Raw genomic sequence first — 14,180 nt, 5'->3', positions numbered from 1 at the left:
AAGTTTAAATGAAAGCAATCTACTTCATTAATGAACGAATCCGCTTAAATGGTCTTTCAATGGAAGAGAGTATATCCCTCCAGGAAGTATCGATAAAACAATACCTGTCAAGCCTGAACATTGAAATTGTCAAGCCCAATCCCTTTCAACTTAAAGAACACTATACGATTCTTCACGCCCTTTTATATGATTTAAAAAAAGACCCTTTGCAGCTCGATTGCTTTATCCATTATTCACCAGCGGTGGTCGAGGATTTTATGTATACATACCCTGCCAAATGGCTGATACTGAAAAGTTTCTTTAAAGAAATCATTGCCATTGAATCCAAACCGGATTTCAATATTCAAAAGGCCCTTTAATGTTTGAATCCTTTTTTTCTTTTACTATTGAAAACGAGGATGATCAAAAAAATAATAAGCGTGTAAAGCCCATATAACCCCAAAGACAGCCATTTATTTTCATAAAATTTTGAGCCGGCATACGAAAATAACAAGATATTGGGCAGTTTACCGATTGCCGTTGCCCCAATAAATGGCAGCCAGTGCACATAACTCAAGCCGCATAGGATATTGACCGCAGGTGCCGGAATAATCGGAACTAGCCGGAACGCCAGTACTGCTAAAAAGGTGTGCTTTTGTAAAAAAATTGCGTATTCATTTATCTTAGCATAATTACTTAATTTATGTTGGGCATATTCACGAAAACCATAGTGACTCAGCAAAAAAAACATCATGGTCCCTGCCATGACACCGCCCCATGAAATCAACGCTCCATTAACGGGCCCAAATATAGCGCCAATGGTTCCGGCCAACAATGGGAATGGAATGATTGGAAAAAACACTGAAATGGCCGCCAATAGGATACTAATCAAAACGGATATGCCCCCGTCTTCGTTCATTAAAGAGAATAGCTCATCCTTCATGGTATAGCCAAAGAATACAACCAATGCCAAAATGAATAGACTTATCGCTCGTTTAGCCATTGTTCCTCACTTTCACACATCAATCAACATTTAATCCGGTAAGAGTAAAAACCTGTCACCTTACAGTTAAGTATAATAGGAATTGATGATTTTGATAAACAAAAACTTATTTAAATAAAAGGCTGAGTTAAATAAGGCTGTTGACTTCCGCTTCAATCAACAGAGTTTAAAAATCAACAATATCGTTAACAAAGCTAAATAAAAAAAGAGACTGTCCCAATTGGGGCCATGCCCAAGAGAGAAGCCTCTTTACCTGTAAATTAAAATGCTGTTCTTGCTCCTAAATAACGCGGTTTCCAATAGGTATTTTCCATATCGGTAATCGCGGCACCTTTTGAACCCACTTGGATAAATTGATTGTTCCCTATATAGATTCCCACATGGGAAGGCCCTGGGGCATAGGTCTCAAAAAATACTAAATCGCCGGGATTCGGTGCACTGACCGCCTTCAGTCCCGACCATTGTGTGGCTGAGGTCCGTGGGATGGTTACCCCCACTTTGTTAAAAACATAACTGGTGAACCCGCTGCAATCAAATCCTGCTGGTGTCGTCCCTCCCCATAAGTAAGGTGCGCCGATATATTTTTTTGCTTCAGCCACTACCAATTGTGCTTTGGAAGCCGTGACATTAGGCGCCGGAGCAGGCGAAGCAGCTGTGGAAGGAATGTTTAAAACTTGTCCAACATGAATGGTGTCAGTAGTTAATTGATTGATAGATTTTAATTGAGCAACGGTCACATTATACCGCGCGGCAATAATAGACAAGCAGTCCCCGCTTTGAACTGTATAAGTGGAAACCGTTGGGTTCTGTACCGTAGTAGTTTGGGTGCTGCTGATTGCAAGCTTTTGCCCGACATAAATCGTGTCTGTTGATAATGCGTTTAGTGTTTTAACGGCAGTAACAGTGGTGCCATATTGTTTGGCAATGCCCGAAAGCGTGTCCCCTGCCTTCACCGTATAAGTAATGGAAGGACTAGTTGGAACTGTTGGAGTAGTCGAAATGTTTTGGGTATTCGGTGCAAGTAAGGTTAGTTTTTGATTGGCATAGATCGTATCTGATGATAAATGATTCCATGTTTTTAAATCAGTTATGGATATTTTAGTAGTTTGCGAGATGTTCCAGAGGCTGTCCCCCGGCTGGACGGTGTATATATTTTCATCCGCGCTTACGGCTGCGCCGAAAGATGAAAACAAGAGGCCCGCTGTGGCTGCGGCTGTCAGAAAATGTTTCATGTACGGTAGCACTCCCTTTGTAAAGATAGATTTATCATATAGGAATCTGCCCGCTGGTTAAAATACCAAAGATATGGTTTACAGTGTAATTTTTTACTAAACAGGAAATAAGAGGTTCCACTATTACAATTGTTTTGCAAGGGGGTTACTTTTTTGACAGGGATTTCCCTCAAACCTGGCCCAAGTTCTGTAACGAATTTGTAACAGTACTGTAATACATTATTTTTCATTGTCTTTGGATGGACAGTAATGTAGAAATATTGTAACAAACCTAAGATTCATCCTGACACTGCCAAATTTATAATAAACCTATAGAACCTTTTAATATCGTTTTAAAAATAAATATGAATTTGGTGATGAACATGCAAGGAATAGGAAAAGGACACCCCCATGGAGTGGGAAAAGCTATAAATTATGATGAAAACCCATTTATTGTCATTTGGGAAGTGACAAGAGCTTGTCAACTTAAATGCATACACTGCAGGGCCGATGCACAGCTTACGGCCGACCCGCGTGAACTGACATTTGAGGAAGGCATCAATCTGATTGATCAAATATATGAGATGGATAATCCGATGCTGGTATTTACAGGCGGAGACTGCATGATGCGGGAAGATCTCTACGATTTGGCAGACTATGCCATAAAAAAAGGCATGCGCGTCTCGATGACACCGAGTGCTACCCCAAACGTGACGGTCGAAAAAATGAAGCGGTTTAAAGAAGTTGGACTTTCCCGCTGGGGCTTCAGCTTGGATGGGCCAACACCGGAAATCCATGATTTTTTCCGGGGAACACCCGGCTCGTTTGATCTTACGATTGAAAAAATCAAATACTTGAATGAATTGGACATGCCATTGCAGATTAATACGGTTATATCTCGGTATAACTATGACTCGCTTGAACAAATGTCCAAGCTGGTGGCAGAATTGGGCGCTGTGATGTGGTACATTTTCTTGCTTGTCCCGACCGGACGCGGACAGCTTGATGCCTGCATCTCCCCGGCTGAACACGAAAAGGTGTTCCGCTGGTTATATGATCTCAGCAAAACCGCTCCATATGATATCAAAACAACGGCTGCCCAGCATTATCGCCGCGTTGTTTTGCAGCAAAAGATGCGGGACCAATTGATTGATAAGGGAGAAATTCATTACGAGGACACCATCACCACTGATTTCGCCTCGATGCATGATGGTCTAAAACGGGCACCAAAGGGAGTGAACGATGGGAATGGCTTTGCGTTTATCTCCCATATTGGAGATGTATTGCCAAGCGGATTGCTCCCGATTGTCGGCGGCAATGTCCGTGAACAACCGCTTGCTGAGATTTATCGGAATGCAAAGGTATTTAAGGACTTGCGCCAGCCTGATAACTATAAAGGCAAATGTGGCGTTTGCGAGTACAATAAAATCTGCGGCGGCTCACGCTCAAGAACCTATGCGGTGACAGGCGACTATATGGAAAGCGAACCATTCTGTGTCTATACTCCACTAGCAATGAGAAAAAAAGAATCAGTACCACAAGCTTAAGTTAAAAAATAGGGACCATGCCGAATAAGGCAGGTCCCCTTTTGTTATTCAATCAAGCCAGTATCGGAGATTTGTACATCCGCTATAACCTTAAAGGTTATATTTGGATAAATACGCTTCCATTGTTCCCAGTCATTCTTATTGAAATGGCGGGCCCGGTAGCGGAGCCCAAACCCGATTGGGTCCAAATTGGCTTTTTGGAGTTTTACTAACACATCTTTCAGTTCTTTGCTCAGTTGTTTTTCAGCAGTAGCTTCGTACTTGTATAACTGCATGTTGCGTATAACCCGATTGGTCTCTTCTAGCCGTCCCTTTATCGATATACTCACTTGAATATAAGGGGGATTTCCTTTGGGTGTTATGATTTTATAATGTGTTTTCACTCTTTGTGTATCGATGGTATAGATATGTTTTCCTCTTACGACCTTTTGCGCACTCTTACTTTCCCTATTTAACATATAATTAACCATTTTCGTTTCTTCCTGGTCAAGTATTAATGTCATTTTACTCTTATCTCCAACACCTAGCGAGTTGATCTGAAATAAATTTTTCCCATCGGGCTCAATAATTGGCATCATCGGGTCTAATCCCCGCTCGATTAGTCTCTTTTTGAAATCAAATAAATACTGTGAAATGATATAAGGGGTCTCAGAACCATCTTCGCCGAGCGACAGAAACAAGGCATTTGCCGGAAGCCGCTCGGACTTGGGCATAATATGAAGAATACCAACTGCGGTTGGTTTTCCAATAGCCACCCAGGCAACTTCCTGGATATCCCTTCTTCTTGTAAACCAATAAAAAATCCCGCCGTTCCCTCCGCTTTTAACTACCTTTTCCCCTATAAGAACAACCTTTAAATGGCTGAAATCTAATTCTCTTTCCACTTTTGTTTTAATCGTTCTAACCGCCTCGCTCATCGTATCAGCTTCAGCGGAAACAATAATCGCATCAGTAGGCTTTTCCTTGGAGGCACGGGTAATCGCCATCTTTAAATTGACTAAATACTTCTTATTGCTATGTTTTGCAGGGTCAATACCCATGGCAAGGACAAAAAATCGTTTATCGATGTCTTTATATCCGCACCCATTTAACGTAAGGACTGCAGTTAGAATAAGGATGAACCAATAACACTTTTTTGAAAGCTTCATGTGGCCTTCCTCCTGCTCCAGATATAAAATGACACGACGAATAACGTTTCCACTACGAGCCTGACAATCATCCAATATTCGGTTATTTTATTTAACCGGATCGTATTAATTTGGTATACCGAGAATATGGAAATAATAATAAACCCAGCAATAACCAGCCATTTCTTTTTTTCTGTTGCTTTTTTACCAAACGTCCCCTTTAACAATTCCAAGGCAACATGCCAATGAACGGAAACACTGATTAGCGTGATCCCCATGTATAGCATCAAAAATAAGAAAATCACTCGTTCGATTGGACTATAGACAAGTCTTAAAGAATCGGCAGTAGAAATCCAAGGGAATAGGTATTCTTGAGCACCATCTGCACCATGATAACCAATTGGTATCATGAAGGTGGTAAACAAATTAAAAATGCCTACTAGAAGAACAAAAAGATAATTCCAAATTTTTAATTTTCCCTTTATGACACGGTTAAAAATGATTAAATTGACATATCCAGAAAAAACATAAGTTGCCGCCGCGAAAGCTTTTAAATTTGGCCATTCAAAAACGTAAGTAGTTACTTCAAAAATAGAATCCCAGCTTAACTCTTCACCTGTATAGGCTTTAAATACTATAAAACCAAGAAACGGAACACTGAAAAACAAAATGATCTCCACAAAATACATGATTCGTTCTGTCGGCATGCCGATCACAAGAAAAACAGCCGCCAAATAAATTATCAAAAGATAAAGTCTTGGTTCTTCAGGATTGACAAACCGGCTGAGGATATCCAGAAACCCAAGCAAGGTGATCAGCCCCGCTGTGAAATAGGCGAGTTGAATAAACCCCATGTGAAGGTTGCTTAACAATTTGTGCTTGGTATTAGCTAATATCTCCGGAAGGCCTTGTTCCGGAAACTTTGTAAGCGCCTTGCTGTAAAGGTAGGTCATAAGGATTCCATAAGGGATGGACAGAAGGACGGATGCCACAGCACCATTAAAGCTATACTTTATTAGAATGGAAGGCACAAAAATAATGGCATTAATAAACATATTGATTAGGACTAAATAAAGAAAATACCGATTCATGCACCCTCCCCCAAATGATTAATTTTTTGGCTTACTTTGTAAAAGGGTCAAATATGGCACACCAAAGCTGTCCAGTTTTACCATATAAGCATTGATCATTAAAAAGCCGAGTACTACCCCCACCAATCCGAAAACAGTTCCCAATGCCCATATCAGATACTTCAATACTCTGATGGTAAAACTGAAGGTGTTAATCGGGACGACAAAATTCGTAATCGCTACAAAGGAAACGATAATGACCATGATGTTGCTCACCAGACCTGCTTCTGTTGCAGCTTGCCCTAAAATCAAACCACCTACAGTTGTGGCGGTTGGACCAATCGCTTTGGGAAGCCGGATACTTGCCTCTGTCAGAAGTTCCATCATAAACAGCATGATTAAAACCTCGATAAAAGCTGGATAGGGGACTGCTGTCCTGCTGCCGGCAATGGATAACGCTAGCTGAACACGGAATACCTCAGGATTATAGGCAGTCATGGCAACATACAAGCCAGGCAGGACAACACTTATATTAAAGCCGACATAACGCAACATTTGGAGGAAACGGCCGACCCAATAAGTTTGATAGATATCCTCCATCGACGACATGAAATCCTTCATCACCGTTGGAGCAATGACAGCAAACGGTGAGCCGTTTACCAAAATAATGAGTTTTCCGGTCGATAGATTAATGGCCGCCCGGTCAGGTCTCTCCGTAACCAACATCGTTGGAAAAAACGATCGGTTATGTTTGGTAATGCTGTCAAGCAGCTGTTCTCCAGATTGAAACATTTGGATATGGACAGATTTCAGGAAGTCTCTCATCTCCTCGACGGTAGCCGGATCAGCAAATCGGCTATCAAAGAGCAGCATCACATCCGTTTTAGAAAGTGACCCAACCGAATGTTGTTCAACCGTTAATTCAGGTACAGGGTACTTTTCCCGAATAAGTCCGACATTGGTATGCAAATTTTCTGTAAAGCCTGATTGTGGACCTTGAACCGTTGTTTCCACAACCGTTCCCGAGGTGTCTTTTGCTAAGTTTGCTTTGCTATCAAAAGTGAATATATCATTTTGGTAAAAGATAATCACTAAGCCTTTCAGCAAATCGTCAACTGCTTTTTGCTCATCCTTAAAGGGTGTGGATTTTGGATGTGATTGCAAAAAGGTTAAAAATTCCTGTTGATTTTCCATTTCAAAAAAAGGGGTCAAAAGCTTATCATGTATGATTGCCTCGTCGCTAATTGTGCTTATGTATAATATTTCCATATACTTATCTTTTGTCCGTACTTCTTTTGTAATCAAATCCACTGAAGGTGCCTTGATTTTGCTCAATAAATTCTTCCTAATCGACTCTACCCTCGTTGTCGGCATAAGAATTTCACCCTACCCACTGCTTTTCCCTAATTTCCCCTATTAAAGGAATTTTATTCTAGCGCATTTACCATTACACTTTAACTAAGGTACATGTTTTCCGGTTAAATTATAAAGGTTTCGGGCATGTTGAATTTAGATTCCTATGCGAGAGGATTTAGAGAAATGCAGCCAGCTTTGATAAAAATCCCAACCGTTCAAATGATATGGGTCTTGCCGTTCTCTTACCCGGCAACTTCCCTGAATGACTGCACAGAGTTTTTAAACCATCATGGTTTTCAAAGGTTAAAATCGGAAGCTGCAAGGGTGGACAATGGAACCTATCCGCTTTTGGATTCTTTTTTTCTGCCCATGACCAACCATTTCCTGTTTCCCGAACCGGAACAGTCAAAAGGGCTTCATGGATTTGGAAAAACACTTGATTCAGTTATTCGGATTATGAAAAATGAACGGGATGTTCCATTACAGGTTCATGCTGTTGAATTTTTATTTTGTCCCTTTGAAATTGGATTTTTAACGATACGTACCCAACTAAATGATCTTCCCTTCCAGGAAAACTTAAACGCAGCCAATCAGTTTTGGGCACTTTTGCTGGAAAAATCGGCTGTACACGGAAACATGTTTAGGTATGATGATAAGGAAATAACCACTATCAGCCAATTAATGGGATGTTTAGTTTCAGGTATGCCTGAATTCTCGCTTCATAACAAAATAATCTATGACCCTAGTTCATTAGCGGTACAATCGTTATTCTATTTTGAAAAAGGAACGCCTATTAGTGAGGAAGAAGTTTATTTGGCCAGTACTTTAGGAACAAGCCGAGGGACCAATAAGGACTATATAACAGATTTTATTGAAAAACATAGTTATTGCCGTTGGGTGCCCAACACTTGGCTAGTATCAGATGATACTATTTTTTCTTGCTTGACCACAGGAGAGACAGAACATGATGAACCACTTACCCAACAATTTCTTGGGCCGATGTACTACGCTTTACTAATATCGATGTTTCACCAGCAAAAACTTCTGCAATTGATAGAGGAATATGCGAACATTAAGCTGGACCAAGACCAGCAAAAAATTAAAAAGCTCATTTATACCATTGACACCTTTACCTCCAATTTCTTTTTCACGGTACAGCCGGCTAATCGTACCAGCCGGGAAATTTTTGAATTAATCCAAAAAGGTTTTCAGATTCAATCCTTATATAAAAATATTAAAGAAGCTCAGGTCAGCTTGTTTAATTATGAGGAAACAGCCGCAACCAAACGGGACAGTTACTTACTTTTGGTGTTGACAGTATATACGGTTATTTGCGGTATTTTCAGCATGAATCTGTTCGCCCATGACCTTGTGGGCACGATTCATTGGAATCGTCTAAAATCGTATAATCCCTTTGAATATTTGGCGGTTGCTATTGTGTTCAGCGGCATTTTGACAGTAGGCAGTCTTTTGTTGCAAAGCCTTTTTCAAGGGATACAATCCAAAATTAAGCAAAAAAAATGGAAGAAGGAAACCGTGCTATCCACTAAAAAACAATGAAAGAGATGAAGAACCGCACTGTTATTTTTGCTGTCTTTCCTTTATAGTGGTGTTATAGATTTACCTATAAGGAGTACATATGATAAAGACCATTGCCATAACGAAGAATGCCGATATTGTACTGGATGTGGAAATTGAAAGGCTTATCAGCGGGGAATATAAATGGTACTGGATAGATTTTTACCAGCCCAATGAATTGGAAATCGGAAAACTGACCGATCCCTTAGGCTTTCATCCGTTAGCCGTTGAGGATTGTATTCAATTTCTACAAAGGCCCAAACTTGATTATTATGAAGACTACACTTTCTTTGTGACCCAAGCGTTAAACCAAGAAACGATTACCAAAGAGGAAATTGATTTTTTCCTCAGCAGCAAATACATTGTCACGTTCCATTACGAGCCATCCCCTGAAATAGACGAGGTTTGGAACCGGATGCGTCAATCAGGCCATGTAAAAAAGTGGGATCCGGCCCATGTGCTATACAATGTAATTGACAAAATGGTGGATAACTATTTTCCACTGGTCTATAAAATCGAAGATCGGCTCAATGAGATTGATGAAAACTCAGCGGACAGGTCAATGGAAGTATTGCTGGAAGATTTGTTTGACACAAGACATCAGCTGCTGTCACTCAGGCATACCGTAACACCGATGCGTGATCTGATTTATCGGATTCTGAATTCGCAGCGCATGACAGAGGTTCAAGGAAAGGTGGTTTATTTTTCAGACATCCATGACCATCTGTTAAAGCTGACGGAGATGATTGAAGCAAGCCGGGAGCTGACCACCGACATCCGTGACAGTTATATTTCAATTAATTCCAATCAAACCAATCATGTTATGAAGGTGCTAACCGTCATAACGACCATCTTTATGCCGTTGACGTTTATTGCCGGCATTTACGGTATGAATTTCCACTATATGCCCGAAGTAACCTGGAAATACGGTTATTTTGTCATACTCATCCTTATGTTCCTCATTGGGGTCGGCATGTCTTGGTGGTTTAAAAAGAAGGGTTGGTTTAAATAAGGTTAGCGGAAGCGCCTGTAAATGCTTTCGCTTTCCTTATTTATTCCAGTTCTCATAGGTAATGGTTCCGCCTGTTAGGTCAATCGTATTTTGATCCCCTTTGTAATACATTTTGCCGTTTTTCTCAACAATTAAATTTTCATAGGTATACACCTTCTGCCCGTTTGGCATATGAATCACCACTTTCTTACCAACGTTTTCTTCCGGGGCATCTATTCTGATTGTGCTTTGATAATAGTGGCTGAAGACGAACAAGGAAACGGAGAAAAAAACCGCCCCTAACAGGATAAGAATTAGACCCTTCCACGGGAATGGCCTTGAATTTTTTTGGTGTAGTTCGACTCTGGTCAACGTTCTCATCACCCCATTTTGACAATTTTTTGATTATTCCCATTTATGCCCGATTATATCTAGGCTAAACCTGTTTTTTCAATTCAACATTAGTAACCTATGCCAGAGTTCGGTAAATATTGCCGATTAGTTATATAATAAGAATGTATCTTATCGTGAAAGGGGAAAGAGAAATGACTTATTCCAATACCGATGAAACAATGAAATTGTTGTCTGAACTAGTCTCCATCCCAAGCCCATCCGGGAATACTGGGAAAGTGATTTCGTTTGTGGAAAAATTCCTGGGTGATGTTGGCGTGGAAACAAGAAGCAACAGAAAAGGAGGATTAATTGCCACCATTCCTGGCAATGATTCGAGCAGGCATCGGATGCTTACCGCGCATGTCGACACTCTCGGCGCTATGGTCAAAGAGATTAAATCCAACGGAAGATTGCGGATAGATTTGATTGGCGGTTTCAAATATAACTCCATTGAAGGAGAATACTGTCAAATCGAAACAAGCAATGGAAAGGTTTATACCGGAACGATTTTGATGCACCAAACCTCTGTCCATGTATATAAAGATGCCGGAAAAGCGGAACGGAATCAGGAAAACATGGAAGTCCGGATAGATGAAAAGGTACATAGTGCTGAAGAGGTTCGGGCCCTTGGCATCGAAGTGGGCGATTTTATCTCGTTCTACCCCAGGGTGGAAATCACACCAAGCGGATATATTAAATCCAGACATCTGGATGACAAAGCAAGCGTTGCTATCCTACTTCAATTAATCAAACAAATTAAAACCGATCGCATCACACTGCCTTTTACAACTCATTTTCTTATTTCAAATAATGAGGAGATTGGTTATGGCGGGAACTCGAATATTACCCCGGAGACGGTCGAATATTTGGCTGTCGATATGGGTGCTATGGGTGACGGACAATCCACCGATGAATATACAGTTTCCATCTGCGTCAAAGACGCCAGTGGCCCTTACCATTATGGGCTCAGAAAACATTTAGCAGGTTTGGCGGAAGCCAATCAAATTCATTATAAATTAGATATTTATCCTTACTATGGTTCGGATGCGTCTGCAGCAATCCGGTCAGGACATGATATTGTCCATGGACTGATTGGCCCTGGGATTGACTCATCACATGCTTTTGAACGGACCCATCAGCAATCCATTGAACAAACCGCGAAGCTTTTATATCATTACGTCCAATCCGATTTCGCGTAAATAATGCCGGACCCTATCTGCTTTTAATAGTTTTCGGCACTCCTACTAGCTACCACTCCCCATTGGAGTTATAATTGGCTTGTATGATGAACTCTTCACTAGGGGATGAAAATATGCTTTCTAATATTGGCGTTCCGGGCATGATATTAATTGTAGTCATTGCCTTAATTGTTTTTGGACCCAGTAAGCTCCCGGAAGCGGGCCGTGCCGTCGGAAGATCAATCCGTGAATTCAAGAATGCCACCCAAGGAATTACGGATGATATAAAAAAGGAAATCACGGAAGATGTACAAGAGGCCAAAAAATCCGCACCTGATTTAAAAAAATAACAAAAGTTAAAAAGCAAGCTGAATCGATGGATTCACCTTGCTTTTTTGCTGTTGAGTATGTTCTAGAGCCAATGTTACCTTCTGGACTTTTCAGCCAAACTTTGGAATTGGTTCATGATTTGTTTTCTTGATTTTTCGTTACGAAGCAAATAGGCTGCTCCTAAAGCCACCGTTGTCATCATCATTGTTTTTCTGCCCATCTAAAAACCCCTTTACCGTTTCTGGTTTACTTCAATTTCTCTCTCAGCATTTTATTGCGCTCTTTATATTGGACCAATAACTGGTTCAATATGGCGGTTGCTTGTGCACTATCCTGTTTTTCCACGGCTAGCCGCAGGTCATGGAATGACTTCCATTCTTCTATACCTTTTCCACCATGGATTTGTTTTATGAATTCCTCTTTTGTGATTTTGCCTTCCTCCAATTGTTTTCGGAGTTCTTTCATTTTTGCCATTTTTTCAGTTTTCCATTTTTCCCGCTTAGTGGCATTTTCCGGGCTCATCCATTGGTTACGAAGTTCTTTTCTTTCCGCCATTACTGTTGTCCATTCCTGTTTTTTGTCAGGAGTATATTGGTCAACCCAAGCTAACAGCTTTTGCTCCCTTTTCGCCTGTTCTGCCTGCCAATCCTTATGCATCATCTTATGATGGCTTCTGTGTTCCTCGCTGCAATTCAGACATGGCTTTTCATTTGTTTCCCCATTGCTGGAACCTTCCGCGCCGGCAATTCCAGGTAACGAAATCAATAAAGCCATAATCAACAATAACCTTTTCATTATTTTTCTCCCTTCACTATTCTAAATCTTCAACACAATAGGATCGTTTTGAACGAATTTATCATTCCCTGTTTATGGCAAAAAAATTTACCAAATTGACATAAATATTGGCTAAACCGTCTTGAGATTTTTGTAAAAATATCGTAATCTTATTGTTGTAAACACTTGTGAAGTATTTCACAATAAAATATTCCAGAGTTCGTCTTATTTTTTTGACTCTATTTGTGAATTATTTCACAAAAAATATATAAAAATAAATATCGGGGGCAGGAGTGGTTAGCATGTCAAAACCAAATATTGTTATTTTAGGTGGCGGATACGGAGGAATGATTACAAGCAAACGTCTTGAAAAGTTCTTGGAATCCGGTGAAGCCAATGTCACAGTTATCAATAAGCACGATTATCATTACTTAACAACTCAATTGCATAAAATTGGAGCAGCCACTGCTACAGACAAGCAGATTGCTCTTTCAATACCTGAATTACTTAATCCGGAAAAAACGACTTTCCTAAAAGCTGAAGTCGATACAGTCGATACGAACAACCAGGAGGTTTGCCTGGTTGGAGGAGAAAAAGTGCCGTACGATTACCTACTCGTCGCTCTAGGATTTGAGGTTGAAACTTTCGGAATCCCTGGCATCAAGGAACACGCCTTTGAAATCCGCAGTTTCAGGAGCTCAAAAGCGATCTATCATCATATCATAAAACAATTTAATTCATACAAACAGGACCAGGACCCCTCCCGCTTGACCTTTGTCGTGGCTGGCGGCGGCTTTACTGGAATCGAGATGGTCGGCGAATTGGTTGATGCCCTGCCAAAATTATGCAAAGAACATAATGTTCCATTTGAACAAGTTAAGATTGTCGCAGTGGAAGCCGCACCATCCGTTATACCGTTTTTCCCTAAGCAATCAATCGAATATACAACCCAGTTTTTCGAAAAGCATCAAGTGGAGTTAATTACTTCCAAGAAAATTTTAGAATGCACACCGGAAGAAATCCGTCTGGAAAATGGAGGAGTAATTCCTACCCGTACCGTCATTTGGTCTTGTGGTGTAAAAGGAAACACAATCGTGCAAAAGTTCGGTCTTCCAATAGAAAAAGGAAAGATCCCAGTCGATTCTTATTTACGAGTGAAAAACATGAAAAACGTGTTTAGTATTGGCGACAATGCATTATCTATGAAAAATGAAAAATCAGCATTGCCTCCAACTGCGCAAGTAGCGTTGCAGCAAGCGCCCGTTTGTGCCAAAAACATTGTCGCGGCGATTCGCGGTGAAGCATTAACGCCGTTTGAGTATCATCATAAAGGATCTGTTGCCTCCCTAGGTACATGGGAAGCAGTCGGCCTTGTTGGCAGTGTCCGATTATCCGGATTAATTGGCGCCTTTATGAAACAGGTCATTGAGGCCCGGTACCTATTTATGCTTGGCGGTCCTGCTCTTATTATGAAACAGCACTTTGGCGTCAGCCACGAGCCCGTCAAAATTACTGTTAAACAATAGTCATCTCTTATTACTGTTATCCCACAGGCAGCGGGGACCCCTCCCTGCTGCTTGGGTTATGGAATATAACATCCCAATTTAATTGCCTTATCCTTCCCCTGTTTAAGGCAAACAGCC

15 protein-coding genes are annotated in these 14,180 nt (G+C 40.8%); 7 read left to right on the top strand and 8 right to left on the bottom strand.

All coding sequences use genetic code 11. The features are described from left to right. Positions 1–8 precede the first annotated feature (8 nt). On the top strand, positions 9–359 hold the full coding sequence (locus tag ACY8D0_RS06595) for a hypothetical protein (protein ID WP_462409676.1): 351 nt from the start codon (positions 9–11) through the stop codon (positions 357–359). Here ACY8D0_RS06595 and ACY8D0_RS06590 read toward each other — a convergent pair. Both ACY8D0_RS06590 and ACY8D0_RS06585 read right to left on the bottom strand, forming a co-directional pair. Continuing rightward, positions 356–982 (bottom strand): TVP38/TMEM64 family protein, encoded by a 627-nt coding sequence (locus ACY8D0_RS06590; protein WP_462409675.1) that lies wholly within the window; start codon positions 980–982, stop codon positions 356–358. The two genes, ACY8D0_RS06595 and ACY8D0_RS06590, sit on opposite strands and share 4 nt — an antisense overlap. A 260-nt stretch (positions 983–1,242) precedes the next feature. Beyond that, positions 1,243–2,214, bottom strand: a complete 972-nt coding sequence (locus tag ACY8D0_RS06585; RefSeq protein WP_462409674.1) for a C40 family peptidase — start codon at positions 2,212–2,214, stop codon at positions 1,243–1,245. Between the two features lie 362 nt (positions 2,215–2,576). Between ACY8D0_RS06585 and ACY8D0_RS06580 the strand changes: the two genes are divergently transcribed. Continuing rightward, on the top strand, positions 2,577–3,740 hold the full coding sequence (locus tag ACY8D0_RS06580) for a TIGR04053 family radical SAM/SPASM domain-containing protein (RefSeq protein ID WP_462409673.1): 1,164 nt from the start codon (positions 2,577–2,579) through the stop codon (positions 3,738–3,740). Positions 3,741–3,784: 44 nt separating this feature from the next. Here the strand turns inward: ACY8D0_RS06580 and ACY8D0_RS06575 are convergent, their stop codons facing one another. The 3 genes from ACY8D0_RS06575 to ACY8D0_RS06565 are packed head-to-tail and all read right to left on the bottom strand — an operon-like array spanning position 3,785 to position 7,311. Further along, positions 3,785–4,888: a Ger(x)C family spore germination protein gene (locus tag ACY8D0_RS06575; RefSeq protein ID WP_462409672.1), complete on the bottom strand. Its 1,104-nt coding sequence runs from the start codon at positions 4,886–4,888 to the stop codon at positions 3,785–3,787. After that, positions 4,885–5,958, bottom strand: a complete 1,074-nt coding sequence (locus tag ACY8D0_RS06570; RefSeq protein WP_462409671.1) for a GerAB/ArcD/ProY family transporter — start codon at positions 5,956–5,958, stop codon at positions 4,885–4,887. The genes ACY8D0_RS06575 and ACY8D0_RS06570 overlap by 4 nt, the downstream gene beginning before the upstream one ends. Before the next feature lie 18 nt (positions 5,959–5,976). Next, positions 5,977–7,311 (bottom strand): spore germination protein, encoded by a 1,335-nt coding sequence (locus tag ACY8D0_RS06565; RefSeq protein WP_462409670.1) that lies wholly within the window; start codon positions 7,309–7,311, stop codon positions 5,977–5,979. A 165-nt stretch (positions 7,312–7,476) separates the two neighbouring features. Here ACY8D0_RS06565 and ACY8D0_RS06560 point away from each other — a divergent pair, with 165 nt between their 5' ends. Together ACY8D0_RS06560 and corA are read left to right on the top strand one after the other, a co-directional pair. Then, positions 7,477–8,853 (top strand): hypothetical protein, encoded by a 1,377-nt coding sequence (locus ACY8D0_RS06560; RefSeq protein ID WP_462409669.1) that lies wholly within the window; start codon positions 7,477–7,479, stop codon positions 8,851–8,853. Positions 8,854–8,932: 79 nt separating this feature from the next. Further along, positions 8,933–9,883 carry a magnesium/cobalt transporter CorA gene (corA, locus tag ACY8D0_RS06555; RefSeq protein WP_462409668.1) on the top strand — a complete coding sequence of 317 codons (951 nt, stop codon included), beginning with the start codon at positions 8,933–8,935 and terminating at the stop codon, positions 9,881–9,883. A 36-nt stretch (positions 9,884–9,919) separates the two neighbouring features. Here the strand turns inward: corA and ACY8D0_RS06550 are convergent, their stop codons facing one another. Further along, complete coding sequence (locus tag ACY8D0_RS06550; protein ID WP_462409667.1) at positions 9,920–10,234, bottom strand: hypothetical protein; 315 nt, start codon at positions 10,232–10,234, stop codon at positions 9,920–9,922. A 173-nt stretch (positions 10,235–10,407) separates the two neighbouring features. Here ACY8D0_RS06550 and ACY8D0_RS06545 point away from each other — a divergent pair, with 173 nt between their 5' ends. Continuing rightward, entirely contained in the window at positions 10,408–11,454 is a 1,047-nt protein-coding gene (locus tag ACY8D0_RS06545) for a M42 family metallopeptidase (protein ID WP_462409666.1), read from the top strand. Positions 11,455–11,567: 113 nt separating this feature from the next. Next, positions 11,568–11,783, top strand: coding sequence for a twin-arginine translocase TatA/TatE family subunit (locus tag ACY8D0_RS06540; protein WP_462409665.1), 216 nt, complete (start codon positions 11,568–11,570; stop codon positions 11,781–11,783). A gap of 74 nt (positions 11,784–11,857) precedes the next feature. Here ACY8D0_RS06540 and ACY8D0_RS06535 read toward each other — a convergent pair whose 3' ends face one another. Next, complete coding sequence (locus tag ACY8D0_RS06535; RefSeq protein ID WP_462409664.1) at positions 11,858–11,983, bottom strand: hypothetical protein; 126 nt, start codon at positions 11,981–11,983, stop codon at positions 11,858–11,860. A gap of 26 nt (positions 11,984–12,009) precedes the next feature. Next, the gene (locus ACY8D0_RS06530; protein WP_462409663.1) at positions 12,010–12,558 is read right to left on the bottom strand and encodes a hypothetical protein; all 549 of its coding nucleotides are present in this window, start codon (positions 12,556–12,558) and stop codon (positions 12,010–12,012) included. A gap of 281 nt (positions 12,559–12,839) precedes the next feature. On the opposite strand from ACY8D0_RS06530, the gene ACY8D0_RS06525 reads away from it, so the two are divergent. Further along, on the top strand, positions 12,840–14,063 hold the full coding sequence (locus tag ACY8D0_RS06525; RefSeq protein WP_462409662.1) for an NAD(P)/FAD-dependent oxidoreductase: 1,224 nt from the start codon (positions 12,840–12,842) through the stop codon (positions 14,061–14,063). Positions 14,064–14,180: the final 117 nt, after the last annotated feature.

The sequence above is a fragment of the Neobacillus camarae genome (assembly GCF_054950115.1).
This window is presented reverse-complemented; position numbering and strand designations above follow the sequence as displayed.